Annotated in this window: 20 protein-coding genes and 1 pseudogene; 14 read left to right on the forward strand and 7 right to left on the reverse strand. The window is 41.2% G+C overall.

From position 1 onward, the window contains the following. Window positions 1-28 precede the first annotated feature (28 nt). Window positions 29-2,416, forward strand: coding sequence for a penicillin acylase family protein (locus D2V08_RS11430; protein ID WP_119608274.1), 2,388 nt, complete (start codon window positions 29-31; stop codon window positions 2,414-2,416). A gap of 106 nt (window positions 2,417-2,522) precedes the next feature. Further along, a pseudogene (locus D2V08_RS11435) lies at window positions 2,523-4,058 on the forward strand (YifB family Mg chelatase-like AAA ATPase). A 2-nt stretch (window positions 4,059-4,060) separates the two neighbouring features. Here the strand turns inward: D2V08_RS11435 and D2V08_RS11440 are convergent. Both D2V08_RS11440 and D2V08_RS11445 read right to left on the reverse strand, forming a co-directional pair. Beyond that, window positions 4,061-5,488 (reverse strand): M20 family peptidase, encoded by a 1,428-nt coding sequence (locus D2V08_RS11440; protein WP_119608275.1) that lies wholly within the window; start codon window positions 5,486-5,488, stop codon window positions 4,061-4,063. Window positions 5,489-5,620: 132 nt separating this feature from the next. Next, on the reverse strand, window positions 5,621-7,054 hold the full coding sequence (locus D2V08_RS11445; RefSeq protein WP_119608276.1) for an MltF family protein: 1,434 nt from the start codon (window positions 7,052-7,054) through the stop codon (window positions 5,621-5,623). A 659-nt stretch (window positions 7,055-7,713) separates the two neighbouring features. Between D2V08_RS11445 and D2V08_RS11450 the strand changes: the two genes are divergently transcribed. After that, window positions 7,714-8,124, forward strand: a complete 411-nt coding sequence (locus tag D2V08_RS11450; protein ID WP_119608277.1) for a hypothetical protein — start codon at window positions 7,714-7,716, stop codon at window positions 8,122-8,124. Here D2V08_RS11450 and D2V08_RS11455 read toward each other — a convergent pair. Next, on the reverse strand, window positions 8,121-8,564 hold the full coding sequence (locus D2V08_RS11455) for a hypothetical protein (protein WP_119608278.1): 444 nt from the start codon (window positions 8,562-8,564) through the stop codon (window positions 8,121-8,123). The two genes, D2V08_RS11450 and D2V08_RS11455, sit on opposite strands and share 4 nt — an antisense overlap. A gap of 181 nt (window positions 8,565-8,745) precedes the next feature. Between D2V08_RS11455 and D2V08_RS11460 the strand changes: the two genes are divergently transcribed. From D2V08_RS11460 to D2V08_RS11510, 11 genes are all read left to right on the forward strand, one after another. Then, a complete protein-coding gene (locus D2V08_RS11460) occupies window positions 8,746-9,942 on the forward strand; it encodes an Nramp family divalent metal transporter (RefSeq protein WP_119608279.1) in 1,197 nt (398 codons plus the stop codon). Beyond that, on the forward strand, window positions 9,943-10,686 hold the full coding sequence (gene pxpA / locus D2V08_RS11465) for a 5-oxoprolinase subunit PxpA (RefSeq protein ID WP_119608280.1): 744 nt from the start codon (window positions 9,943-9,945) through the stop codon (window positions 10,684-10,686). Further along, on the forward strand, window positions 10,683-11,417 hold the full coding sequence (gene pxpB / locus D2V08_RS11470; protein ID WP_119608281.1) for a 5-oxoprolinase subunit PxpB: 735 nt from the start codon (window positions 10,683-10,685) through the stop codon (window positions 11,415-11,417). The genes pxpA and pxpB overlap by 4 nt, the downstream gene beginning before the upstream one ends. Further along, on the forward strand, window positions 11,410-12,249 hold the full coding sequence (locus tag D2V08_RS11475) for a 5-oxoprolinase subunit C family protein (protein WP_119608282.1): 840 nt from the start codon (window positions 11,410-11,412) through the stop codon (window positions 12,247-12,249). The genes pxpB and D2V08_RS11475 overlap by 8 nt, the downstream gene beginning before the upstream one ends. A gap of 362 nt (window positions 12,250-12,611) precedes the next feature. Beyond that, entirely contained in the window at window positions 12,612-14,288 is a 1,677-nt protein-coding gene (gene ilvD, locus D2V08_RS11480; RefSeq protein WP_119608283.1) for a dihydroxy-acid dehydratase, read from the forward strand. Window positions 14,289-14,324: 36 nt separating this feature from the next. After that, a complete protein-coding gene (ilvB, locus tag D2V08_RS11485; RefSeq protein ID WP_119608284.1) occupies window positions 14,325-16,058 on the forward strand; it encodes a biosynthetic-type acetolactate synthase large subunit in 1,734 nt (577 codons plus the stop codon). Then, on the forward strand, window positions 16,059-16,640 hold the full coding sequence (locus D2V08_RS11490) for an O-methyltransferase (protein WP_119608285.1): 582 nt from the start codon (window positions 16,059-16,061) through the stop codon (window positions 16,638-16,640). 8 nt (window positions 16,641-16,648) lie between these two features. After that, on the forward strand, window positions 16,649-17,176 hold the full coding sequence (gene ilvN, locus D2V08_RS11495) for an acetolactate synthase small subunit (protein ID WP_014034547.1): 528 nt from the start codon (window positions 16,649-16,651) through the stop codon (window positions 17,174-17,176). A gap of 24 nt (window positions 17,177-17,200) precedes the next feature. Then, a complete protein-coding gene (ilvC, locus tag D2V08_RS11500; RefSeq protein WP_119608286.1) occupies window positions 17,201-18,676 on the forward strand; it encodes a ketol-acid reductoisomerase in 1,476 nt (491 codons plus the stop codon). An 18-nt stretch (window positions 18,677-18,694) separates the two neighbouring features. Then, on the forward strand, window positions 18,695-19,960 hold the full coding sequence (ilvA, locus tag D2V08_RS11505) for a threonine ammonia-lyase (protein WP_119608287.1): 1,266 nt from the start codon (window positions 18,695-18,697) through the stop codon (window positions 19,958-19,960). A gap of 160 nt (window positions 19,961-20,120) precedes the next feature. Then, window positions 20,121-21,713 (forward strand): NADP-dependent glyceraldehyde-3-phosphate dehydrogenase, encoded by a 1,593-nt coding sequence (locus D2V08_RS11510; RefSeq protein ID WP_119608288.1) that lies wholly within the window; start codon window positions 20,121-20,123, stop codon window positions 21,711-21,713. A 90-nt stretch (window positions 21,714-21,803) separates the two neighbouring features. Here the strand turns inward: D2V08_RS11510 and leuB are convergent, their stop codons facing one another. The 4 genes from leuB to leuC all read right to left on the reverse strand — a co-directional run bounded on the left by leuB (window position 21,804) and on the right by leuC (window position 26,530). Then, on the reverse strand, window positions 21,804-22,862 hold the full coding sequence (leuB, locus tag D2V08_RS11515) for a 3-isopropylmalate dehydrogenase (RefSeq protein WP_119608289.1): 1,059 nt from the start codon (window positions 22,860-22,862) through the stop codon (window positions 21,804-21,806). Between the two features lie 43 nt (window positions 22,863-22,905). Continuing rightward, window positions 22,906-24,423, reverse strand: a complete 1,518-nt coding sequence (locus tag D2V08_RS11520) for a hydroxymethylglutaryl-CoA lyase-like TIM-barrel protein (RefSeq protein WP_119608290.1) — start codon at window positions 24,421-24,423, stop codon at window positions 22,906-22,908. Between the two features lie 30 nt (window positions 24,424-24,453). Then, the gene (gene leuD / locus D2V08_RS11525) at window positions 24,454-25,050 is read right to left on the reverse strand and encodes a 3-isopropylmalate dehydratase small subunit (RefSeq protein ID WP_100818410.1); all 597 of its coding nucleotides are present in this window, start codon (window positions 25,048-25,050) and stop codon (window positions 24,454-24,456) included. Between the two features lie 67 nt (window positions 25,051-25,117). Then, window positions 25,118-26,530: a 3-isopropylmalate dehydratase large subunit gene (gene leuC / locus D2V08_RS11530; protein ID WP_119608291.1), complete on the reverse strand. Its 1,413-nt coding sequence runs from the start codon at window positions 26,528-26,530 to the stop codon at window positions 25,118-25,120. Window positions 26,531-26,612 lie beyond the last annotated feature (82 nt).

The following is a 26,612-nucleotide window of genomic DNA, read 5'->3' on the forward strand; positions in this document are numbered from 1 at the left end:
GATGGACTAATTGACTTAACCCTTCTTCGTGAAAAAATACAAAAAGGTACTTCTTGTACTCGCAGGACTGCTTCTACTTGTAATTATTGGCATTGCCATATTTGTAAATAGCCTTAAGCCGGATTATGGAGGGGAAAAGTCCCTACCTGGTATTTCCAATGAGGTAACAACTTATTTTGACACCTACGGAATTCCACATATTTATGCGGATAACGAGCCAGATGCAATGAGAGCATTGGGTTATGTACATGCGCAGGACCGCTTGTGGCAAATGGAATTGCTTCGCCGAGTTGCAAAAGGAAGGCTTTCCGAGGTTTTTGGTGAGGATATGATTAAAACAGATAAGTTTTTTCTTACAATGGGTATAGATGACCATACAAAATCAACCGTATCAAATCTCGATAAACAAAGTGAAACCATAGTGCTTGCCCAAGCCTATTTGGATGGCATTAATGAGTTTATTAAAAATGGGCCAACACCCGTCGAATTTTATTTGACCGGTTTGGAAAAGGAACCCTTCACCATTGAAGATGTGTACAATGCTGTGGGATATATGGCCTTCAGTTTTGCAATGGCACACAAAACAGACCCATTGTTGACCAGTATGCGAAACAAATTGGGTGAAGAGTACATGGAGGATTTGGCTATAAACTCGGACACTTCTACCGTTTGGATCAAAAATTACAAAGGTTTCAAAACGGATACTTTGGGAACCAATATCACAGCAAGTGTAACATCGGCTTTGGATAAACTCCCTATTCCACAGTTCGAAGGAAGTAATAGCTGGGTAATCGCTCCACAAAAAACAAAAAATGGCAAGGTTATATTTGCAAACGACCCACATATTGGTTTTGCGCAACCATCTGTTTGGTACGAGGCCCATGTGAGCACTCCAAGGTATGAGAAATATGGATATCATTTAGCCGGTGTACCTTTTCCATTGCTTGGTCACGACCGAAAATTAGCCTATGGCTTAACTATGTTCGAGAATGATGATATCGACTTTTATTACGAAGAATCCAATCCATCGGACAGCACTAAATACAAAACCGCAGAGGGTTGGAAGGACTATGAATTTGTAAACAAAACCATAAAAGTAAAAGATGGGGAGGATGTGGCCTTTACCTATAAAAAAACACATCATGGACCTGTTTTAAACAATATAGCGGATCAAATTTCCGGGGAAAGACCAATCGCCATGTCCTGGATTTATACAAAACCCAAAAACATGGTGATGCATGCACTTTACGGCATTAGCCATGCGGCAAACATGAAAGAGTTTAAAAGCGCTTTACCCAACATCCATGCACCAGGGCTTAATGTAATGTATGGTGATGCAGAGGGCAATGTGGCATGGTGGGCCACGGCAAAACTGTACCAGATGCCGGACAGTGTCTCTACCAAATTTGTTTTGGATGGAGCATCGGGAGAAGAAGAGCCGCTACGTTATTTAGATTTTTCAGAAAATCCAATGGCTGAAAATCCGCCCTGGAACTATGTGTATTCCGCCAACAATCAACCCGATTCTATTGCGGGAATGCTATATCCGGGATATTATCTTCCCGAAAATCGAGCTAAAAGAATAGTACAGTTGTTGGATGCCAAGGATGACTGGGATAAAGAGTCAATATCCGAAATGATATTGGACGTTACCTCCCCGGTAAATACAGAAGTGGTTTCCGAATTAATAAAACTATTTGATGTTACCCACTTGGACAGTGAGCAATTGGTGCTGTTGGATTCGTTAAAGAATTGGAATGGTAAATACTCGTTAAATACAACCAGTCCAGTGATTTACCATAGGACATTATATTATATGGTCAAGAATACCATGGAAGATGAATTGGGCCCCGAAATGTTCAAACAATTCTTATCGACCCATTTATTTAAAAGACAAATTGCTTGGGGGTCTAGCATGCAGAGTGGAGAATGGTGGGACAATGTCAATACTCCAGATGTTGTCGAAACAAGGCAGGATATTGTTATGAAATCTTTTGCCGATGCATGGAATTCCCTTGTAAAGGATTTTGGTGAAGATTCAAGTCAGTGGACTTGGGATAGAGTGCATACTTTGGAGCATCAGCATCCATTCGGGCAAGTGGAATCTTTAAGAAAGTATTTCAATGTGGGTCCGTTCCCTGTTGAAGGTACACGAGAGGTTATCAATAACCTATCATTTCCCTATGATGACACAGGATTTTACAAAGTAAGTTCAGGTCCATCAACTAGGCGTATCATTGATTTTTCCGATGTCGAGAACAGTATTAGCATATTGCCAACCGGGCAATCAGGAAATCCTTTGAGTGAACACTATGAAGATCAAGCTGAAATGTATGTCAATGGAAAATTTCGCAAAATGATGATGAATAAAAAGGAAATAGAAGAAACCGCGGCCTCTATTTTAATCTTCCGTTAACCCAGAAAGGGTTTTCATCAATTCAAATTAGGGTATTCATCAAAAGGAAACTCTTTTTGTAATGAGATTGGTTACTTTTTCAGTCTCATTCAATTAGAAATTCCATATGCTCATCAAAGTTTACGGTAGTGCTGTTTTTGGCATTGAGGCAAGCACTATTGTTGTGGAGGTTAACATAGACAAAGGTATTGGATACCACTTGGTAGGACTGCCAGATAATGCCATTAAGGAAAAGTAATTACCGTATTGCCGCTGCGCTTCAAAACAATGATTATAGAATTCCAGGAAAGAAAATAACCATCAATATGGCGCCCGCCGATTTAAGAAAGGAGGGTTCAGCCTACGATTTGACCTTGGCAATTGGAATATTGGCCGCATCGAATCAAATTCGTTCAGATAGCATTGATAAATACTTGATAATGGGTGAGCTTTCTTTGGATGGAAGTCTACAACCCATAAAAGGAGCTTTGCCCATTGCCATAAAAGCGCGCGAAGAAGGTTTTGAAGGCTTTATTCTGCCCAAAGAAAATGCGAATGAAGCTGCTGTTGTAGACGGCCTTAAGATATATGGAGCCGAAAATATTAAAGAGGTTATTGACTTTTTTGATGTAGATGCCCCTTTGGAGCAAACACATATAGATACAAGAAAAGAATTTCAGGAGCACCTTCATTTACCAGAGTTTGATTTTGCCGATGTAAAAGGCCAGGAAAGTATAAAAAGATGCATGGAAATAGCTGCGGCAGGTGGGCATAATATTATTTTAATTGGTCCGCCGGGTGCAGGAAAGACGATGTTGGCCAAAAGACTACCCTCTATTTTACCGCCCATGACGCTACATGAGGCTTTGGAAACCACCAAAATACATAGTGTTGTGGGTAAGGTCAAGAATAAAGGTTTGATGAGTCGACGACCTTTTAGAAATCCGCATCATACAATAAGTAGTGCCGCTCTAGTAGGGGGAGGGAGTTATCCACAGCCGGGTGAGATTTCGTTGTCGCACAATGGTGTTTTATTTTTAGATGAGCTACCCGAGTTTGAACGTCGGGTACTCGAAGTAATGCGACAACCTATGGAGGATAGGGAAGTAACCATTGCCCGCGCACAATTTACGGTTACTTATCCCAGCAGTTTTATGTTGGTGGCCAGTATGAATCCCAGTCCCGGAGGATACTTTAATGACCCTGATGCCCAGTCACCTCTTCTCCCGCAGAAATGCAACGCTATCTGGGTAAAATTTCAGGTCCATTGTTGGACAGAATCGACATCCATATTGAAGTAACCCCGGTTCCCTTTGATAAATTATCCGAAGAACGAAAAGGGGAAAGCAGCGTTGTAATAAGAAAAAGGGTCGAAGCTGCTCGAGAGTTTCAAACCCAAAGATTTGAGAAGGTTGAAGGCATCCATTACAATGCTCAAATGAGCACCAAACATATTAGGGAATTTTGTAAGCTCAACGAATCCTCCAAAAACCTTTTAAAAGATGCCATGCAACGCTTGAACCTTTCTGCTAGGGCTTATGACCGAATTTTAAAAGTGTCCCGTACCATTGCCGACCTAGAACAATCTGAACAGGTGGTGGAAAACCACATTTCTGAAGCTATCCAATACCGAAGCTTGGATAGGGAAGGTTGGCTGGGCTAACTCTAATTGAACCTTTTGATTAAATTATAAGTGAAGGTTATCATTTCCTTGTAGTTCTCTTTGCCTATTTTTTCATCAATGCCATGGAATCTTGTCATGCTATCCGGTCCTATTCGTAAAGGGTAGAATCGGTACACATCATCTGAAACATCATAAAAATATCGAGCATCTGTTCCACCGCCAATTAAGCCAGGAACTACAACTGCTTCTGGGAATACCGAACGTATTGTTTTTTCAAGATTTTTAAAGGCATCGGAATCTATGCCTGAAACAGGAGAAGGGTTTGTGGAAAAACCGGCAATTTCAACCTTGATTCCATCACCAATGGTTTCTTGGATGTGTTCTTTTACCGATTCAACGGTCTCTCCTGGCAAAATCCTGAAATTGATGGTCGCTTTCCCCACGGTTGGAATTACATTATCCTTAACCCCACCTTCAATTATAGTTGGTGCTGTGGTGGTATGGGCATTAAGTGCTTTTAGTACAGGGGCTTTAAAAAGCCAAGGGTTGGCAAAGGCCATTCTTTTAAAAAAGGGCATTTCTGCACCCATATATTCAAATTGATAATCGATAGGCTTTACCATTTTATAAGGTAGTTGATTGTCTTCAAGGTCCACAATAGCTTGTGCCAACATACCAAGTGTATTGTCTTCCGGAGGGGCAGAACTATGCCCTCCGGTGGTTTCCACAATAAGGTTGAAGGATACATAGCCTTTTTCTGCCAAGTTTATCATGGCAACAGTCTTGTCAAAATCGGGAACCATATTCTGTGCCAAAAAACCACCTTCGTCCAAGGCCATTGCAGCGTGAACCCCTTGTTTTTTTAAATGGGCTGCGATGGCTTTAGCACCATTACTGCCTCCTAATTCTTCATCATGTCCAAATGCCAAATAAATGGTCTGTTTCGGTGTAAACGATTCCTGCAGTAATACTTCTACAGATTCCATAAGTGCCATTAGGGAGCTTTTATCATCCATGGTCCCCCTTCCAATAATGTGCGTATCGGTAATGGCTCCTTCAAACGGGCCTGCCTCCCATGCGTCAAGGGTCGGTTGGTCCACCGGCACTACATCTTGGTGGGAGAGTAGGATTATCGGTTTTTGGGATGAATCGGAACCTTCCCATTTGTACAGCAGACTGTAATCGTTGATTTTTTCCAGCGTCAGTTTTTCGTGTATCAAGGGGTAAGTATCTTTTAAAAATTGATGAAAGCCATTGAATGCTGTAGAATCGGGAATGGCATCCTCGCTAAAGGAAATAGTTTTGAATTGAACGGCTTTGGAAAGGTTTTGGAAAGCCATTTCCGGAAACTTCATTGTTGCCAATGGTTCGGGGTCAACTTGTTTTGACTTTAACGATAATGTATTGAAAACTAATATTCCGCCTAACACAACAATAATGGCAGCAATGGCAATAATTAATTTTTTCATGATTGGTTTTTTAAAAAGATTGGTGTTTAGATGGTTTTTTTGTGCTCATTCTAAAAAATGGCATGCACAAATTATGCAAAAAAACATAGCTAGGTGATTTTATGTTGAAGAATAATGAACGATAAAACCTTCCTATTCCTTAATAAAATTCACATAATGGTCATACCTTTCAAAAATTTGATTCACATAATTGTAAGGTTCAATCCCATTGACATATCCATAGTTGATCGAAGGATGGTTATAGTTTTTAGGATAAGTAAGCTCCAAAAGCATCTCATTTACATTTCCATCCCAAACATTTGGGTTTAATTTATTCAATGCCGCAAGTTTCCGTGCATCTTTAATGTGGTAATAACCGCTGTTATAAGCGCCCATTGTAAATTTGATGCGCTGAACAGTATCGGTAATCTCCTCAAAATTGTCATATATGCTTTTTAAATATTTAGATCCAGCATTGATATTGTCAACAGGGTCCAAGATGTTTTCGACACCCAATTCCTGCGCTGTGTTGGGCATAAGCTGCATTAGGCCTTCTGCACCTGTCCAAGAGTTGGCCTCTTGATCAAATCGTGATTCTTGATAAACCAATGAAGCCAAAAGTCGCCAATCCCATCCCAATTTTTTCGCATTTTCCTTGATTACACTATCATACTTACTGATTTGATAGTTGGTAAGGCTATAAAATTCACTTTTTACGCGACGACTAAAATTTCGTTTGTTTCTAAAATATTTATTGTAAATCACATAATAGTCGTTCCTTTTCTTCTCGTTTTCAATCCACTGGTTGATTTTGGCCAAAAAATCATCAGAATTCTTGTTCACTGCCCAAGCTATACGTTGAGAAAAACTAACGGGTACGGATACATCCAAAATTGGAAAAAAGGATGCATTGATTTGGGCCAAATTTTTATCGGCCAAGGTATATTTAATCTCCCCATCTGCAACCATCTTTATAATTTCTGCTGTAGCCAACTTTCCTTTTAAGGTATCTATAACAATAGTTCCCCCAATTTCTTTAGAAAGATTTTGCAAACGGTCGAAATATGAAGAACTAAACCTAACGGATACAGTGTCATTGATTAACTGAATGGGATCCTGCACTAATCTTTCTTTGATGTTATCCAAGGTTAATTTTCTCCAGTTTTCGGGCTTTCGCTGCACCAGCACTTGATTGGTTAGATATAGGTAATCTGTAAACGCAACCTTTTTTTTACGTTCTGTAGTTATTGCCAAGCCGTAAGCAACTATATCAACTGTACCTTTGTTCAACTCTGATAACAATGAATTTAGGTCTTCTGAAACGATAATTTCCAACTCAAGATCAAAATGTTCGGCAAGTCTTTCCAATAGTTCATATTCGTAACCCATGGGCTTACCTTTGTACAAAAAATAACTTGTACTGCTGTACGCAAGAATGGCTCTTAACTTCCCGTCTTCTTTGATCTCTTGAAAATCTCTGTATATAAGATTTGTATTGTCCTCATTGGAATCATGTTCTTTGTTTTGGGTATTGCAGGTTAAAAAAATTAAACTGAGCAGGCTTAAAATTAAGGTTGTTCTGTTCATATTTTATGGGTGGCTAATTATTTGGTTTTAGTGATTTTTAATATCAAGACCTTTACTCGTATAATTGCTTTTTTAGTTTCTTGTCAAATAATTCAATGTGATTTATGTTCCGATGGCTTATCCTTGACCAATATGTGCATGATGGAAATAATCTGTAAATAGGAATATTCATTTTTTTAGATTGTTCCCTCCAAAAAATAAAAAACTGACAGGTATGATATAGATGAAAAAGGTTAAAAAACCTGTTCTAATTTAAGTTGGACAGCTTCCATTGGCCTCAGCCCGACTCTTTGAAGATAATAAAAAGCATTAAATACCATTTATGTATACCATTTCAGTTTTTTAATCAAGATTACAATACAGGTGAAAATGGGAAAACATATTTTTTTGAATGATTTTTCAAAAAATGTTTTTGTCTGGTTGTTTTTTGATGATTTTTTTCAAAATAAATACCTATTAATTATTTAGAAATTCAACACCACATCATTTTATAGCAAAGAATTGCAAATAAGCAAATTAAGCCTCTCGATTTAATTAAAATGATAATGACATCCAGTGAATTGCCGAGATACTCAATTAATTCGTTAAAGTTGGTTTAAATCGCTGCCTGTTAGTGTTTTAAATTCTAATTTCGCACAGCTATTGAAAAATTAAATAGAATGCAGTTTGTGGAGTTGAACCCAGTGGGCAATTTTGACCCTTGGGAACAGGAGAAGATTGATGAGTTGCTACATCAAGAAATAAAAGGATCGTTAAGTAATAGATTGGTTTTTGAAAATGAGGTGATAAAGCTTTGGGATTTAAGGCTTCTTCCCGGTGAACGGCTAAATTTCAGAAGACATAATACCAATTACGGTTGGGTCTGTACAACAGGAGGTTTAGTGATTACCCGTTATGGAAATGGTAAAATAGATATGGTCAAGCTTAACCCTGGGGATACCGAGTATTTTGAAAATAGGGGCAAAAACTATGTCAACGATTTGGAGAATATCGGAGAAGATACCTTGGTCATCAATATTTTGGAATACAAAGAGTCCAAGACAGAGAACAGGTATCAGTTTTCTACCTAAATTGCCTTAATGTTTGCCCTTAGCCCTGAGATGATACCAAGAATATTTTCCACAGTTTCATCCAAATAGTATTTTATGGCCAAATGTGGAATCCTAATGGTCGTGAAACCATTTTTAAAGGAATGCATGGCGTCTTCTAAGTCATTAATGGCTTGTTCGTGGGTTATCATGTTATAATTTTTGTCAATCTCTATATTGAGTTTGACGCGGGAAATGGCAATATCAACAGATTTTTTACCATCCCACCATTCCAACATGGGGTGAACTCCAGCTTCTTTTAATGCGTAGAATAAATGAATGGCGTCAATCGGGGTGTCGTTATCCAGTATAACTTTTTTGATGAGCCGTGTATGTCGTTCGCAAAGTTCAACGCCTAAAGATTCTTTTGAAGCTTTAAGTTGTTGAGGGCTAATGTCTTTGCCGCAATCCTTACATGCCATAAGTTTTTTTAAGGTTTAAGTCTAAGTATGATTTGGGACTATTATAACTTTGAGTTTTTTAAAATCGTATAAAAATTCGACGTACGACATTCCACTTTTAGACGAAATGCATTTTTTTGGATGAAATGCATGTTTTGTTCAGATATACTTTTAATTTAAACGCACCAAAACCAAAGAATCCATGTTTAAAAAAATAGGACCGGGCGTTCTTGTCGCTGCAGCTTTTGTGGGTCCAGGAACAATCACTATGTGCACCTTGGCCGGAGTACGCTTTGGATATGCTTTGATATGGGCTTTGTTGGTGTCCATTATCGCAACCATCGTTTTGCAAGGAATGGCAGGTAGAATAGGGCTTGTTACGCAAAATGGCCTTGTTGATGTGGTCAGAACAGAACTTAAAACATCCTGGGTCCGAAATGTGGTAATAGCTATAGTTTTGGGGGCTATTTTGGTGGGTAATGCGGCCTACGAAGCCGGTAATGTTGGAGGTGCTACTCTTGGTCTTGAACAATTATTGCCGCAACCTGAATTAAAACCTCTTTTACCAGCAATTATAGGAGTCATCATATTTCTATTGCTTTGGTTCAGTAATTACAAGGTTTTAGAAAAGATATTTGTGGGCTTAGTGGGTATTATGGGAGTGAGCTTTGTGATTTGTGCCATCATCACCCAACCATCAATTTCTGGAATATTAAAAGGAATGTTTGTGCCACAGTTGCCCGAAGACGGATTGCTCACGGTAATAGCCTTGGTAGGTACCACCGTAGTTCCATATAATCTTTTCTTGCATGCTTCATTGGTTAAGGAGAAATGGAATTCCAAAACCGATTTAAAAGCGGTGAATTGGGATACAATCGTATCCATTGGCTTGGGAGGATTGGTCTCCATAGCAATACTTATTACTGCTTCCGCAGCCCCAATTTCAGAAATTAACAACGCTTTGGATATGGCCAAGGCCCTTGAGCCCCTTTTTGGTAAAATGGCGTTCTTATTTATGGCAATCGGGCTATTGGCCGCAGGAATTACTTCGGCCATCACAGCACCTTTGGCCGCAGCTTACGTGGCCAGTAGTTGCTTTGGTTGGGAAGGAGGCATGCAGAACAAAAAATTCAAAATAGTTTGGGCCATAGTGCTTTTGTGCGGTGTGGTGTTTCTTTCTTTTGATATAAAACCCATCGAGGTGATTCAATTTGCACAGGTGGCGAATGGAATCTTGCTTCCTGTAATGGCACTCTTGCTGTTATGGATTGTAAATAAAAAATCTGTGATGGGCGAAAATAAGAATACGGTGTTGCAAAATGCGTTCGGTATTGCCATAGTGGTTTTCGCTATATTTTTAGGGGCAAAGAGTATTTTTAAAGTAGTTGGATTATTGTAGATGGGTCAATTAAAGATAGATATTAATTGTGATGTAGGGGAAGGAGTAGGGAACGAAGCGGATATTTTTCCATTCATAAGCTCCTGCAACATTGCGTGCGGTGGCCATGCAGGTGACAAGGAGACCATGTTAAAGGTTGCTTCCCTCGCCAAGAAACATAACCTTAAAGTCGGTTCGCATCCATCATACCCCGATAAAGCTAATTTTGGCAGGGAGGTGATGGATATCTCAGGCCAAGACCTGATACAAAGTATTAGAAAACAATTGGCGGATTTTGATGAGGTTCTAAAACAGGAACAAATCAGCTTGCATCATATCAAAGCCCACGGAGCACTGTATAATCAAACGGCAAAGGATGAGAGATTGGCAGTGGTTTATTTGGATGCCATTGCCGATTACAAACAGAAAGCCCTGCTGTACGTTCCTTTTGACTCGGTAATAGCGCACAAAGCAAAGGAACAAGGTTTCAATCTCTGGTTTGAGGCCTTCGCGGATAGAAACTATAATGCTGACTTATCCCTAGTCTCCAGAAAAGAAGAAAATGCTTTAATTACAGCACCCGAAGTAGTGTTGAAACATATATTGCCCATCATTAAAAACGGAAAAGTACAGTCCGTGGATGGCGATTTATGTAATATTCAGGCGAATACTCTTTGTATACACGGCGATACGGTTTCTGCCTTAAAAATATTAATGTATCTTTCAAAAGAATTACCCAAGAACCAGGTAGAAATACAAAAGTGAAAAGTTACCCCATTAGCATCAAACCCTTTGGAGAACGAGCCGTTTTAGTGGAGTGGCCCGATGAGGTAAGTGAATCCATTTTGGCAGATATCCTTGATTTTATGGATGCTTTTAAAGAGCTGAAAATACCCGATTGGGAAATGTCCGTTGCCTATAATTCCTTAACTATGGTCTATAACAAAGACCATTTGGATTTTGAAGATACCAAGGAAATGATTCAGGCTTGTCATAAAAAACAGGGCCAGTCAAAAACAGAACGGGTTCAGCATTTATGGACGTTACCCGTATGCTACGACCTTGAATTTGGAATGGACATCGAAGAAGCAGCCAATACTTTAAAAATTTCGGTGGAAGAATTGATTAAACAGCATACCTCACATCAATATGTAGTGTATGGAATCGGTTTTTTGCCCGGTTTTATGTATTTAGGCGGGCTGCCATCATCTTTAGAGATTCCGCGTCGTGCAGAACCAAGATTGAAAGTGCAGAAAGGTTCCGTGGGGTTGGCCAGTAAACAAACCGGTATTTACCCGCAAGATTCCCCGGGCGGTTGGAACATTATTGGTAATTGCCCTGTAACTCTGTTCGATCCCAGTAAAAAAGACCCTTGTTTTGTTAAAGTGGGAGATAAGATACAGTTCGAGAGTATTTCCAAAGCAGAATACGAACTTCATAAAATAGAAGGGGAAGTGGGCATTTACAAACCGGAAAAAGTTGTGTTGAATGCTTAAAGTATTGAAACCAGGCCTTTATTTAACTATCCAAGACCTTGGTAGATTTGGGTACAGAGATATAGGTGTGCCTACTGCCGGAGCAATGGATGTGGAATCCGTTAAAAAAGCCAATCTGTTATTGGAGAATGATGAGAATGATGCTGTTTTGGAAATTACTATGACGGGTCCTACCTTACAGTTTGATGCCGATACGTATATAAGCTTGTCAGGAGCGCATATTGCTGCTACTCTGAACAATGAGCCCATTGATAATTATGCGGTGGTAAAAGTGGAAAAAGGCGATATTTTGTCCTATGGGCGTTTGGAGCAAGGATTCAGGGGATATTTGGCTGTTAAAGGCGGATTTCAATCCGAAAAATTACTCAATAGCCGTTCCCAATTTTACCCTGTTACCAGCAAAGCACGAATAAAGGATGGTGAAGAGATACCTTACAAGGAAACTTTAACGTATAAGCCCAAAATATCCGAAGTAAAGATTGAAGAGCATTTTGAGGAAAACACCTTGAAAGTCTACAAAGGACCGGAGTTTTCATTATTATCCGATGCACAGCTTACCGAAATATTTGCAAAACCTTTTACTGTTTCCAAAGAGAATAATCGAATGGCCTATCAGCTTTCCGAACTGATCACTGGGCATTCCCATTCTATGTTAACCTCTGGAACATTACCGGGAACTATTCAGTTGACTCCAGCAGGTCGCATGATCATTCTAATGAAAGATGGTCAAACCACCGGAGGTTATCCAAGAATCCTGCAGCTTTCCGAAGCATCCATTTCTATTTTGGCTCAGAAAAAGTATGGGGATGAGCTACTGTTTAAACTTGTTTAGAAATAATTCTTTATTTTAATCAAAAACAGAACCGTTATTTTTCGTACCATTGAAATATGAAAACAATTAACACAGTCATTGTCGAGGTCATTATTATCCCAGAAATGGGGTGATACAGAGTTTCTATTGACTGAAAAGGCCTGTATTCCATACGATACAGGCCTTTTTTGTTTGCAATTAAAATTAATTGAATATTGGAATTTTAATCAATCTAAAAAACTGAAATACAGGTATTTATGTTTATTATGTTTCCAGTGGATTTAAACAGCACGGAACTGTTAAAAATCTAGGGCTTTTTAAACATTTATCTTTGAATTACGGTATAAATTCAGAAGAATACTGTATTTGAATGAAATTTGACAATGGAATTGAACAAGTTTAGTAAAAAAGTAACACAAGACCCAACGCTGCCAGCTGCACAAGCCATGTTGCATGCGATTGGACTCACAGATGAAGATTTACAAAAACCTTTAATCGGAATAGCGAGCACAGGGTACGAAGGCAACCCATGCAACATGCATTTAAATGATTTGGCCCTCGATGTAAAAAAGGGAATCGAATCGTCCAATTTGGTGGGACTTATCTTTAATACCATTGGGGTAAGCGACGGAATATCCAACGGAACTCCGGGAATGCGATACTCCTTGCCTTCAAGGGATATCATTGCAGATTCCATTGAAACCGTAATCCACGCGATGAGCTACGACGGATTGGTGACCGTGGTGGGGTGCGATAAAAACATGCCAGGTGCACTAATGGCGCAACTGCGTTTGAACCGCCCATCCATTTTGGTGTATGGGGGAACCATAGCTCCAGGATGTCATAACAATAAAAAACTGGATATCATCTCAGCTTTTGAGGCATACGGACAAAAAGTTGCTGGAGCTATAGATGAGAAAGAATATAAAGAAGTCATTCACAAAGCCTGTCCGGGAGCTGGGGCCTGCGGGGGTATGTACACCGCAAACACTATGGCATCTGCCATTGAGGCCATGGGAATGTCCATGCCGTTCAACTCGTCCATTCCGGCGGTCAACGATAAAAAACAAGCAGATTGCGAAGCATCGGGAGCTGCACTGTACCATTTATTGAAAGAAGACATTAAACCAAGGGATATTGTAACCAAGAAAGCATTGGAAAATGCCTTTAGGCTGGTCACCGTGCTTGGTGGCTCTACCAATGCGGTGCTTCACTTTATGGCCATAGCACACGCCGCAGAGGTAGACTTTACGTTGGAGGACATTACAAGAATTAGTGAATCCACACCGTTATTGGCCGATTTAAAACCTAGCGGAAAATATTTGATGGAAGACCTTCACCATGTGGGGGGCGTTCCAGCAGTATTAAAATATATGTTGAAAGAAGGGATGCTTCACGGTGATTGTATGACGGTTACTGGAAAAACCTTGGCAGAAAACCTATTGGATGCTCCAGATTTGAAAGAAGGTCAAGATATCATCAGAAAGAAAGACCAACCTATTAAAGAAACAGGTCATATTCGTATATTATATGGAAACCTTGCTTCTGAAGGTGCCGTGGCCAAAATCACAGGGAAAGAAGGACTGGAATTCACAGGAACCGCCCGTGTTTTTGATAGCGAGACAGCCGTAAACGAGGGTATTCACACAGGTAAAGTCCAAAAAGGCGATGTAGTGGTCATTCGTTACGAGGGACCAAAAGGAGCACCGGGAATGCCCGAAATGTTGAAGCCTACGTCCGCCATCATGGGAGCTGGACTTGGAAAAGATGTGGCTCTTATCACCGATGGTAGGTTCTCAGGTGGTTCCCACGGATTTGTGGTGGGGCACGTTTCCCCCGAGGCACAAGTAGGTGGTGGAATCGCCTTGGTGAAAAACGGAGATGAAATCACTATTGATGCGGTAAACAACACCATCAACATTAATATTTCGGACGAAGAATTCGAGCAACGTAGAAAAGAATGGAAGCAACCTGAACTGAAAACAAAATCAGGTAGCTTATACAAATATGCCAAAACGGTATCATCGGCAGCAAAAGGCTGTGTTACCGATTTGTTCTAAAAATTATGATAGGGGTATCTCCCTAAATAAAGGCTTATGGAGACATTAAAGGCACAAAAAAAAGATAGTAAAAAACAAAAGGCAATCAGGATAACAGGTGCGGAAGCCATAATTCATTGCTTGCTTGCAGAAGGGGTTGATTTGATTTATGGTTATCCAGGTGGTGCCATTATGCCCGTTTATGATGAGCTGTACAAGTTTCAAGATAAATTAACACATATTCTGACGCGTCATGAGCAAGGTGCCACGCATGCGGCCCAAGGCTACGCAAGAGTTACGGGTAGAGTAGGAGTAGCTATGGCAACTTCAGGACCCGGTGCGACCAACTTGGTAACGGGAATCGCCGATGCGCAGATAGATTCCACACCTATGGTGTGTATCACGGGTCAGGTAACCAGAAGCCTTTTGGGTTCTGATGCGTTTCAGGAAACCGATATCGTGGGTATTTCCACTCCGGTGACCAAATGGAATTATCAGATTACAAAGGTTGAAGAGATTCCAGAGATAATGGCCAAGGCATTCTATATTGCAAGGTCAGGAAGACCTGGGCCTGTATTGGTGGATATCACCAAAAATGCCCAGTTTGATGAATTGGATTTTGTGTATGAAAAATGCACGGCGGTAAGGAGCTACAAGCCTGTTCCAAAACCTGAACCTAGTAGTATTGAAAAGGCGGCGGAGCTTATCAATAGCGCCAAAAAGCCATTTATTGTATTTGGGCAAGGAGTAATCTTGGGGGAGGCCGAGGCCGAACTCAAAGCTTTGGTTGAAAAAGCAGGAATTCCTGCGGCATGGACTATTCTAGGATTATCCGCCATGGATACCGACCATCCGCTGAATGTTGGTATGGTAGGGATGCACGGAAACTACGCTCCCAATATGCTCACCAATGAATGCGATGTGCTCATTGCCATCGGTATGCGCTTTGACGACAGGGTTACCGGAAACTTGGAAACTTATGCCAAACAAGCCAAGGTCATTCATTTTGAAATTGACCCGGCAGAAGTCAACAAAAATGTAAAAGTGGATGTTGCCGTTTTGGGTAATGCCAAAGAAACGTTGAATGCCATTTTGCCTTTATTGGATAAAAAAGAACACAAGGAATGGAAGGCTGAATTTGATAAAATGCATCAGATTGAGTACGATACCCTGATTAAAAATGATATTCACCCCACTAAAGAAGGACTTACGATGGGTGAGGTGATTGAGCAAATTAATGTTGCTTCTGGTCAAAAAGCTGTAATTGTTTCCGATGTGGGACAACACCAAATGATAGCCTGTCGCTATGCCAAGTTTAAGCAGTCCAAAAGCAATATTACTTCTGGAGGTTTGGGTACTATGGGATTTGGGCTTCCAGCGGCTATCGGGGCCAAAATGGGTGCAATGGATCGCGAAGTTGTTGCTATCATCGGTGATGGCGGTTATCAAATGACGATTCAAGAGCTCGGTGTTATTTTTCAGCACAACGTACCCGTCAAAATAGTAGTGCTGAACAACGATCACTTGGGAATGGTTCGTCAATGGCAAGAATTGTTCTTTGATAGACGCTATGCCTCTACGGTAATGACCAACCCGGATTTTGTGAAGATTGCAGAGGGGTACCATATCAAATCAAGAAGAGTGTCCGAGCGAGGCGACCTTCAAGAGGCAGTGCAGGAAATGATGGCCTCCAAAGACCCATACTTTTTGGAAGTAAAAGTGGAGAAAGAGGATAACGTATTCCCAATGATTCCGTCTGGCGCTTCCGTTTCAGATATCAGATTAAAATAAATGGATCAATCCGCAATTTTAGAGAAACCTAAACAGTATAGAAATCTATTGGCCAAGTCAAAAGAAATGGGCTTTACGATGCCTTCCGATATTTATATTGGAACTTTACTGAAGACGTTGACGGCATCCAAGCCTTCCGGAAACTTTCTGGAATTGGGTACAGGAATCGGTTTGTCTCTGTCTTGGTTGATTCAGGGGATGGATGAGAATTCAAAAATTACAAGTATCGATAATGACCCAGCACTAATTGAAGTGGCCAAAATGTTTTTTTATGAAGAGGATAGATTGGAGCTTATTTGTGCGGATGGTGGTGAATGGCTGAATGAATACAAAGGAGGAGATTCTTTCGACTTGATTTTTGCAGATGCTTGGCCAGGGAAATATAGCTATTTGGATACCACATTGGCACTATTAAATAAAGGAGGTTACTATGTAATCGATGATATGCAAAAGCAGTCCAATTTGCCAGAAGGACATGAAGAAAAAGCCAATGCATTGGTGAAAGTGCTTGAAAAAAGGGATGATATTACAATTACAAAGATGAACTGGTCCACAGGACTTATAGTTGCAGTAAAAAAATAGAAGAGAACATGGAAAAACAATGGTATACCATCTCGGTGTATTCCGAAAATCATGTAGGGTTGCTCAATAGAATATCAGGAATATTCTTAAAGCGACACATTAATATTGAAAGCTTAAACGTTTCAAAATCAGAGATAGAAGGTGTTTCCAAATTCACCATTGTGGTTTTTACCACGGAAGATTGGACACGCAAGATTGTTGGCCAAATAGAAAAGCAAATAGAGGTCATCAAGGCATACTATCATACCGATGATGAAACCATTTATCAAGAATCTGCCTTGTTCAAAATTGCGTCGCACCTGTTGTTTGACGAACGTCAGATTCAAAACATCATCAAAGAAAGCAATGCGCAAATCGTAACCGTGAACCGTGAGTTTTTTGCCTTGGCAAAAACAGGACGCAGGCACGAAATAGACGAAATGCACGATGCTCTTTTACCGTACGGCATTATGCAGTTTGTGCGTTCCGGCAGAATTACCGTAACAAAGGCTGCGATGCCGATAAGTGAAATATTACAAGAATTTCAAGAAAACTAAATAGCTAAAAATCAAATATCAAAAATGGCAAATTACTTTAACACACTATCACTTCGTGAACAACTGACCCAGTTGGGAAAATGTAGATTTATGGATTCTAGCGAGTTCGCTGATGGTGTTACCGCACTAAAAGGAAAGAAAATTGTAATTGTTGGGTGTGGCGCCCAAGGGTTGAACCAGGGGCTGAACATGCGTGACTCCGGTTTGGATATCTCCTACGCGCTTCGTCCAGCGGCTATAAAAGAGGAAAGACAATCGTTCAAAAACGCCAAGGAGAACAATTTTGTAGTGGGAACCTATGACGAATTGATTCCAACTGCTGATTTGGTCATCAACCTTACTCCGGACAAGCAGCACACCAATGTGGTAAGAACAGTAATGCCTTTGATGAAGCAAGGTGCAACATTGTCTTACTCCCACGGTTTTAACATCGTGGAAGAAGGAATGCAGGTTCGCGAGGACCTTACCGTGATTATGGTAGCGCCAAAAAGTCCAGGTTCCGAGGTGCGTGAAGAGTACAAAAGAGGTTTTGGTGTACCAACCTTGATTGCCGTTCATCCAGAGAATGATCCAGAAGGAAAAGGATTGGAACAGGCCAAAGCATACGCTGCAGGAACCGGTGGGGACAAGGCAGGAGTTCTTGAGTCATCATTTGTAGCGGAAGTAAAGTCAGATTTGATGGGAGAGCAGACCATTCTTTGTGGTTTGTTGCAAACTGGTTCCATTCTTTCCTTCAACAAAATGGTTGAAAAAGGAGTGGATAAAGCCTACGCCTCTAAATTGATTCAATACGGATGGGAAACCATTACCGAAGGTTTGAAGCAGGGAGGTATTACCAACATGATGGACCGTTTGTCCAATCCAGCTAAAATCAAAGCTTTTGATTTGGCAGAAGAGCTAAAAGTGATTATGCGTCCATTGTTCCAAAAGCATATGGATGATATTATGAGCGGACATTTCTCCAAAACGATGATGGAAGACTGGGACAACGGGGATAAAAACCTATTGGATTGGAGAGCTGCCACAGGAGAGACTGCTTTTGAAAAAACACCGGCAGGAGATATGGAAATCTCTGAGCAGGAATACTACGATAACGGTGTGTTGATGGTTGCTTTTGTGAAGTCTGGTGTGGAATTGGCCTATGAGACTATGACCGAATCTGGAATCATTGGTGAGTCTGCCTATTATGAATCGTTGCACGAGACCCCATTGATTGCCAACACTATTGCAAGAAAGAAATTGTTCGAAATGAACCGTGTGATTTCCGATACGGCTGAGTATGGTTGTTACCTGTTTGATCACGCTTGTAAGCCACTTTTGACCGATTTCATGAAGCAAGTGGATACCGAAATCATTGGAAAACACTTTGGAGAAGGAAAAGACACTGGTGTGGACAATGTAAGGTTGATTGCCGTGAACAAAGCCATCCGTGAGCACGATGTAGAAGTTGTTGGTGCCAGATTGCGTGCATCCATGACTGCCATGAAGCCAATCGGATAACACAAAACCATTGGCCCTATGAGTGAGACTGTGGAAACTTACTTTCCGCAAATAGCGGATATTTATCAAGCAGCAAAGACCATTGCCCAAGTGGCGGAGGAAACTCCTTTGCAGCAAAGTATCCGCTATTCCAAAACTTATGGGGCCAATATTCTTCTAAAAAGAGAAGATCTTCATAGAGTACGTAGTTACAAAATCCGTGGTGCGTACAACAAAATCAGTTCACTCAGCCAAAAGCAATTGGACAGTGGAGTGGTGTGTGCCAGCGCAGGAAATCATGCGCAGGGCGTGGCCTTTGCTTGTAGTCATTTACAGGTAAAAGGAACCATTTATATGCCAGTGGTGACCCCAAAGCAAAAAATAGACCAGACCAAAATGTTTGGAGGGGATTGGGTTGATGTGGTTTTGGAAGGAGATACCTTTGATGACTCCAAAAAAGCTGCTCAAATATTTTGTGCGCAAGAAGGAAAAACCTTTGTTCATCCTTTTGATGATGAAAAAACCATAGAAGGGCAGGCTACCGTTGGTTTAGAGATTTTACAACAATCCAGTGAACCCATTGACTACGTTTTTGTTGCTGTTGGTGGCGGTGGATTGGCATCGGGTCTTTGCGGTACATTTCAAGCATTGTCGCCCAATACTAAAATCATTGGTGTGGAGCCCGAAGGAGCGCCATCCATGCTAAAATCTATTGAGCAAGGCGAAGTAGTAGAGCTGGAGAAGATAGATAAGTTTATTGATGGAGCAGCCGTTCAAAAAGTAGGTTCGTTAACTTTTCAGATTTGCAAGGAGTATTTGCACAAAATGGTGACTGTTCCCGAAGGTAAAGTCTGCCAGACCATCTTAGATCTTTACAATAGGGATGCCATTGTGGTGGAGCCGGCAGGAGCTTTGACCATTGCGGCTTTGGACTATTTCCGGGAGGAAATCAAAGGTAAGAATGTCGTTTGCGTGGTCAGCGGAAGCAATAACGACATTACACGAACAGCCGAAATCAAGGAAAGGGCCTTGCTATATGGCCAATTAAAGCATTATTTCATTGTTAGGTTCCCGCAAAGGCCAGGGGCACTAAAAGAGTTTGTAGCGGATATTTTGGGTCCCAATGATGACATCACCCATTTTGAGTACTCCAAAAAATCGAGCAGGGAAAATGCACCAGCCATTGTAGGGGTTGAGCTTAAATCTCCTGATGATTTGGAACCCTTGATTCAACGTATGAAAGAGAACAACTTCTTTGGGGATTATCTCAACAATAAACCAGATCTCTTTCAGTATTTGGTGTGATACCACCAACATTTTTAGGGATCATTATTATAAACTCGGTTTTCAATCCCTTTTAAGACCAATTGCATGAAAACTAAGCTATTTTCATTTGTTTTTATGCTAGTTTTGTGTGGGAGGATAGACCATTTCAATCAACACTAATCGCTTAAAACAACAACTAATGGCTACAACTAAAACAGCAATACCTGAACAATATCAAATCACTGAAGAAATCCATCAAAAAACCTATTTGGTGCATGGAGAACTGCGTAAATGGAATGGTGATACCGGTCCGGTAGTTTCCACAATTTCGTCAACAAAAGAATATGCTCCCACAAACTTGGGAAGTGTACCCGACATGGGCGAGCCTGAGGCAATGGATGCATTGGATGCCGCTTTAGCTGCTTATGACAAGGGACAAGGACTTTGGCCGACCATGAAGGTGAAGGACCGTATTGACTGTATGGAGTCCTTTGTGGAGAAAATGGAAGAGAAACGTGAAGAGGTGGTGAAGCTTTTGATGTGGGAAATTGGTAAATCCAAACCAGATTCCTATAAAGAATTCGACCGTACCGTTGAGTATATTTACGATACCATTGAGGATTACAAGCAATTAGATCGTGATTCTGCCAAGTTTCAAAAACATGATGGTGTTTATGCCCATATTCGAAGAGGTCCATTGGGTGTCGTGTTGTGTCTTGGACCTTATAACTATCCCTTGAATGAAACTTTTGCTTTGTTGATTCCTGCCATTATAATGGGGAATACAACCATTTTTAAGCCTGCAAAGCATGGAGTTCTGTTGATTACACCGCTTTTAGAGGCTTTTCAGAGTAGTTTCCCAAAGGGAGTGGTAAATATACTTTTTGGTCGCGGAAGAGCTGTAGCGGCGCCTATAATGAAAACAGGAAAGGTTGATGTGTTGGCATTGATTGGAAACAGTAAATCGGCCAACGCCTTGCAAGAACAGCATCCAAAAAGTAACAGACTCCGTTTGGTTTTAGGCTTGGAGGCCAAAAATCCAGCCATCGTATTGCCAGATGCTGAACTGGATTTAACGATCAATGAGTGTATTTCAGGTACCTTGTCCTTTAATGGGCAACGTTGCACCGCATTAAAGGTGGTTTATGTACACGATGAGGTGAAAGATGAATTCCTGAAACGCTTTGCGGAAAAAGTAGATGGACTAAAATTCGGTAACCCTTGGGATGATGGTGTGAATTTGACTCCGCTCCCAGAAGCTGACAAACCAGCTTACATTCAAGAGTTGTTGGACGATGCCTTGGCAAAAGGTGCAAAAATCATCAATAAAAAAGGAGGGAAGCATTTTGATAATTACATATGGCCAGCCGTGTTGTATCCTGTGACCAAAGATATGCGGGTATATCAAGAAGAGCAATTTGGTCCTATAATTCCAGTGCTTTCATTTAAAGAAATTGAAGAGCCTTTGGATGATATGGCAGAATCCAACTACGGACAGCAAGTGAGTTTGTTCGGTAAGGATGTTTATACCTTGTCTCCGCTAATCGACACCTTGGCCAACTTAGTGTGCAGGGTTAACCTGAATAGTTCATGCCAAAGAGGGCCGGATGTCTATCCATTCACGGGCAGAAAAGACTCCGCACAATCCACCTTGAGTGTGCATGATGCTTTGCGGTCTTTCTCTATTAGAACATTTGTTGCTTTTAAAGACAATGACTTAAATACTCAGACTGTGGAGCAATTAATGGAAGCTAAAGTGAGCAATTTCTTGAGCACGGATTATATTTTGTAGAAGTAAAGCTTTTGCAATGGACAATCGTCAATAAACAATAAAAAAGCCCCGAAATTCGGGGCTTTCTTTTTGGTTTTTATGTGGGGTTCGTTAAATGTTCTTCGCCAACCAGTCACCAACTTCGCTGGTTTTGTAGGCTTTCCCACCATCGGCTAAATCTTCGGTAACCACACCTTCGGCCAATGATTTGTTTACCACTTCTCGAATCGCTTCGGCTTCATCTTTAAGACCAAAAGCAGTTTCGAACATCATCGCTGCGGATAAAACCGTCGCTAACGGGTTGGCAATATCTTTTCCTGCTGCTTGCGGGTAAGAACCGTGAATAGGCTCGAACAAAGAAGTTTTTTCTCCAAGGGAAGCAGAAGGCATCAATCCCATGGATCCAGAAATTACGGAGGCTTCATCGGTCAAGATATCTCCGAACAAGTTTTCTGTGATCAACACATCATAAGCACTTGGCCATTGCACCAAACGCATTGCTACGGCATCCACAAATTCATAGGATACCTCCACTTCAGGATAGTCTTTTTCCAGTTTCTGAACGGTTTCTCTCCACAAACGAGAAGTCTCCAAAACGTTGGCCTTGTCCACGCAGCATAGTTTTTTGGAGCGTTGCATCGCCATTTCAAAACCTTTTTTGGCCAAACGCTCCACTTCTGCACGAGTATAGGTGCAAGTATCGTAAGCGGTGTTTTCGTTATCTTCGCGACCTCTCTTTCCAAAATAGATTCCGCCTGTCAGTTCACGAAGAAAAACAAGGTCGGTACCTTCAATTCTTTCTTTTTTCAAAGGTGACTTATCAATCAAAGATGGAAAAGTGAACGTTGGACGTACATTGGCGAACAATCCCAATTTTTGACGCATCTTCAATAAGCCTTGCTCTGGACGCACCTTGGCGGATGGGTCGTTGTCAAAACGTGGATGGCCAATGGCTCCAAAAAGAACGGCATCGGCAGCAACACAGGCTTCGTGGGTTTCGTCCGGGTAAGGTTCGCCTATAGCATCAATAGCGGCGGCACCCGTTAGTGCAGGGGTCCAGTTAATCTCGTGACCGAACTTTGTAGCTACGGCATCAGATACTTTTACGGCTTGATCAATTACTTCTGGGCCAATTCCATCTCCGGCCAAGAGCGCTATGTTTAATTTCATTTCTTTAATTATCAGTTTTCAATAAACAATTATCAATGTGCTATTATACTAGATTGAGCATTTTCTCCGTGGCTTTTATGGCAGATACTGTTTGGTCTGAATCCAGCCCACGAGTTGTAAAATCTTTTTCCTTGGTTTGCCAAGTAATGACAGTTTCGCAAAGTGCGTCGGAGTTACTGCCTGGCGGAATTCTAACGGCATAGTCCACCAATTTCGGCAAATCCCTGCCTTCTTTGTTGTATACCTTTTTCAATGCGTTGATAAAAGCATCAAACTGACCATCCCCTTGTGAGCTTTCCTCATAGGTTTTTCCCTCAATTTCAATGGAAAGGGTAGTGGAGGGCTTCAATCCTTTGGAATGGGTAAGCACGTATGATTTTACAAATACTTTTTGCTGATGCAGATTGCTATCGAGTACATCGGAAATGATGTATGGTAAATCGTCCTTCGTGACACGTTCTTTTTTGTCACCAAGCTCAATGATACGTTCCGTAACCTTTTTCAGTTCGTCATCGTTCAGGGTCAATCCAAGCTCTTGAAGATTCTTCTGAATATTGGCCTTTCCTGATGTTTTACCTAGAGCATATTTGCGTTTTCTTCCAAATCGCTCAGGTAATAAGTCGTTAAAGTAAAGATTCTTTTTACTGTCTCCATCTGCATGTATTCCAGCTGTTTGAGTAAAAACATTATCACCTACAATTGGTTTGTTGTCAGGTATGCTGAAACCTGTAAAAGCAGACACTAATTTACTTACTTTGTAAAGTGATGATTCCTTTACACCAATCTTGATTTCTGGTAAAAAATCGTTGATTACCGCAACGGCACTGGCAAGGGGTGCATTACCCGCACGTTCGCCCATTCCATTTACGGTAAGGTGCAATCCGTGTACACCGGCCTTCAAGGCCTCCATTACGTTTGCCACGCTGAGATCGTAATCATTGTGTCCGTGAAAATCGAAATGGGTATTGGGATATCTTTCAATGATTTCCTTTAGGAAAGCCCCTGTTTCGGTATGTGTAAGTACTCCTAAGGTGTCGGGCAACAAAACTCTTTTGATGGGCTGCTTCGTCAAAAAGTCCAAAAACTGAAAGACATAATCTTTGGAATTACGCATTCCGTTGCTCCAGTCCTCCAAATACACATTGGTATCAATTCCTAGTTTTTGCGCTTCTGAAACAACTTTTTCTATTTCTGCAAAATGCCGTTCTGGAGTTTTTTTAAGTTGATGGGTCAAATGGTTCAATGAACCTTTGGTAAGCAGGTTCTGAACCTTGGCGCCTGCTTCCTGCATCCATTTAAGGGAAACACCATTGTCCACAAAGGTCAATACTTCGACTTTGGATAGGTATCCTTCGGGTTTTGCCCAATCGGCAATGTTCTTCACGGCCTGTAATTCACCCTCTGAAACACGGGCGGAGGCCACCTCAATGCGGTCCACTTGGAGTTCTTCCAATAATAACTTGGCCAAGGTGAGCTTTTCCGATGCGGAAAAAGAAACCCCAGAGGTTTGTTCACCATCCCTAAGGGTGGTGTCCATAATTTCTATGGTACGTGTTTTCATTTTTTGGGCCGTAGTGTTCCGACGAATGGGTTATAGCGGTGTGTTTTCGGCGTATTTCTCAATATCATCTTGGATATTCAACAAGTAGTCAATATCATCAAAACCGTTGAGCATATTATCCTTTTTATAATCGTTGATGTCGAAACTTTCGCTTTCCCCAGTTGCCAAAATGGTAATCTTTTGTTCTGGCAGGTTGATTTCCAACTCAGTTTTTGGGTCAGCTTCAATCGCCTTGAGAATTTTGTCCAAAAACTCAGCGCTCACCTGAACGGGAAGCACACCGATGTTCAAACAGTTGTTTCTAAAAATATCCGCAAAAAAGCTGGATACTACGCAGCGGAATCCGTAATCGTATACCGCCCAAGCGGCGTGTTCCCTGGAAGAACCGGAACCAAAGTTTTTGCCACCCACTAAAATCTTTCCAGAATAGATTGGGTTGTTCAGTACGAATTGCTCTTTTGGAGTTCCGTCTGAATTGTATCTCCAATCGCGAAATAAATTGTCGCCAAATCCTTTACGCTCGGTAGCTTTAAGGAATCTTGCAGGGATTATCTGGTCGGTATCCACATTTTCTATAGGCAATGGTACCGCTGAACTTGTTAGTATGTTGAATTTATCGTAAGCCATTATTTTTCAATTTTCAGTTGTCAATTATCAATTACCAATGGATTGTTTCATTGCTAATTGTTCATTGTTATGCTAATATTTCCTCGTGCATTAATTCCCTTGGATCGGTCACTTTTCCAGTAACAGCAGCTGCAGCTGCCACTAATGGACTAGCGAGAAGCGTACGTGCGCCAGGGCCTTGTCGTCCTTCAAAGTTTCTGTTGGAGGTACTTACCGCATATTTTCCAGCTGGAACTTTGTCGTCATTCATTGCCAAACAAGCGGAACAGCCAGGCTCTCTCAATTCAAAACCAGCTTCGGTCAGGATATCCAAGATACCTTCTTCTTTAATGGCTTCTTCCACTTTGTGGGAGCCAGGAACCAACCAAGCGGTTACATTGTCGGCCTTTTTTCTTCCTTTTATGATGGAGGCAAAGGCTCTAAAATCTTCAATTCTACCATTGGTACAACTTCCAAGGAATACAAAATCGATAGGTTTGCCCACCATTGGCTCTCCTTCGTTATAATCCATGTAATCCAACGATTTCTTATAGGTAGCGGCTGCGCCATCAATGGATTCGGCGAGCGGAATATTATTGCTGATTCCCATTCCCATTCCAGGGTTGGTACCGAAGGTGATCATGGGTTCAATTTCGCTGGCATCAAAAGTCACTTCTTTGTCAAACTCAGCATCATCATCAGATAAAAGGGTTTTCCAATATTCCATGGCAGCATCCCAATCTTGTCCTTCTGGGGTATATTCTCTTCCTTTGATGTAGTCAAACGTCTTCTCATCCGGAGCGATCATACCTCCACGGGCACCCATTTCAATACTAAGGTTACAAACCGTCATACGGCCTTCCATGGACATGTTTTTGAATACATCCCCGGCATATTCAACAAAATATCCAGTTGCACCAGAAGTGGACAACTTGGAAATGATGAAAAGCGCTACATCTTTAGGAGTAACAGCTTCGCTCAATTCTCCGCTTACATTGATGCGCAAACTTTTGGGCTTGGGCTGCATAATACATTGGGTGGAAAGCACCATTTCTACCTCGCTGGTACCAATACCAAAGGCAATCGCACCAAAAGCTCCGTGCGTAGAAGTATGTGAATCTCCACAAACAATAGTGGCTCCAGGTACGGTTATCCCATGTTCTGGGCCAATTACGTGAACAATTCCGTTTTTCTTATGTCCAAGTCCCCAATATGGAATATTGTGTGCGTTCGCATTTTCTTCCAATGCCCTTAATTGATTTGCGGACAATGGGTCTTTTACGGGCAAGTGTTGGTTTCGGGTAGGGGTATTGTGGTCAGCGGTCGCAAAAGTGCGCTCTGGGTACAATACTTTTATTCCTCTGTTCTTTAATCCTAAAAAAGCTACGGGACTTGTTACCTCGTGCACCAAATGCCTGTCGATGAAGAGTACATCCGGACCATTCTCAATATGCTTTACCACATGGGAATCCCAAACTTTATCAAATAGTGTCTTGCTCATTATATCTTCAATAATTTGTAAGCATACAAAGTTAAAATTTGTATGTAAAACTGATTTTCGTTTAGTGTGAAATTACGATGTT

It is taken from the genome of Flagellimonas lutimaris (genome assembly GCF_003581615.1).
GTDB classification, from domain to species: domain Bacteria; phylum Bacteroidota; class Bacteroidia; order Flavobacteriales; family Flavobacteriaceae; genus Flagellimonas; species Flagellimonas lutimaris.

What these genes read in the sequence shown, in the direction of transcription:
- D2V08_RS11520 (WP_119608290.1), bottom strand. Translation starts at nt 24,423, where the DNA reads ATGAAAACACGTACCATAGAAATTATGGACACCACCCTTAGGGATGGT.
- ilvA (WP_119608287.1), top strand. Translation starts at nt 18,695, where the DNA reads ATGAGTGAGACTGTGGAAACTTACTTTCCGCAAATAGCGGATATTTAT.
- leuC (WP_119608291.1), bottom strand. Translation starts at nt 26,530, where the DNA reads ATGAGCAAGACACTATTTGATAAAGTTTGGGATTCCCATGTGGTAAAG.
- D2V08_RS11490 (WP_119608285.1), top strand. Translation starts at nt 16,059, where the DNA reads ATGGATCAATCCGCAATTTTAGAGAAACCTAAACAGTATAGAAATCTA.
- ilvD (WP_119608283.1), top strand. Translation starts at nt 12,612, where the DNA reads ATGGAATTGAACAAGTTTAGTAAAAAAGTAACACAAGACCCAACGCTG.
- D2V08_RS11475 (WP_119608282.1), top strand. Translation starts at nt 11,410, where the DNA reads ATGCTTAAAGTATTGAAACCAGGCCTTTATTTAACTATCCAAGACCTT.
- D2V08_RS11445 (WP_119608276.1), bottom strand. Translation starts at nt 7,054, where the DNA reads ATGAACAGAACAACCTTAATTTTAAGCCTGCTCAGTTTAATTTTTTTA.
- ilvB (WP_119608284.1), top strand. Translation starts at nt 14,325, where the DNA reads ATGGAGACATTAAAGGCACAAAAAAAAGATAGTAAAAAACAAAAGGCA.
- D2V08_RS11460 (WP_119608279.1), top strand. Translation starts at nt 8,746, where the DNA reads ATGTTTAAAAAAATAGGACCGGGCGTTCTTGTCGCTGCAGCTTTTGTG.
- D2V08_RS11510 (WP_119608288.1), top strand. Translation starts at nt 20,121, where the DNA reads ATGGCTACAACTAAAACAGCAATACCTGAACAATATCAAATCACTGAA.
- D2V08_RS11450 (WP_119608277.1), top strand. Translation starts at nt 7,714, where the DNA reads ATGCAGTTTGTGGAGTTGAACCCAGTGGGCAATTTTGACCCTTGGGAA.
- ilvC (WP_119608286.1), top strand. Translation starts at nt 17,201, where the DNA reads ATGGCAAATTACTTTAACACACTATCACTTCGTGAACAACTGACCCAG.
- leuB (WP_119608289.1), bottom strand. Translation starts at nt 22,862, where the DNA reads ATGAAATTAAACATAGCGCTCTTGGCCGGAGATGGAATTGGCCCAGAA.
- D2V08_RS11440 (WP_119608275.1), bottom strand. Translation starts at nt 5,488, where the DNA reads ATGAAAAAATTAATTATTGCCATTGCTGCCATTATTGTTGTGTTAGGC.
- pxpA (WP_119608280.1), top strand. Translation starts at nt 9,943, where the DNA reads ATGGGTCAATTAAAGATAGATATTAATTGTGATGTAGGGGAAGGAGTA.
- D2V08_RS11455 (WP_119608278.1), bottom strand. Translation starts at nt 8,564, where the DNA reads ATGGCATGTAAGGATTGCGGCAAAGACATTAGCCCTCAACAACTTAAA.
- ilvN (WP_014034547.1), top strand. Translation starts at nt 16,649, where the DNA reads ATGGAAAAACAATGGTATACCATCTCGGTGTATTCCGAAAATCATGTA.
- leuD (WP_100818410.1), bottom strand. Translation starts at nt 25,050, where the DNA reads ATGGCTTACGATAAATTCAACATACTAACAAGTTCAGCGGTACCATTG.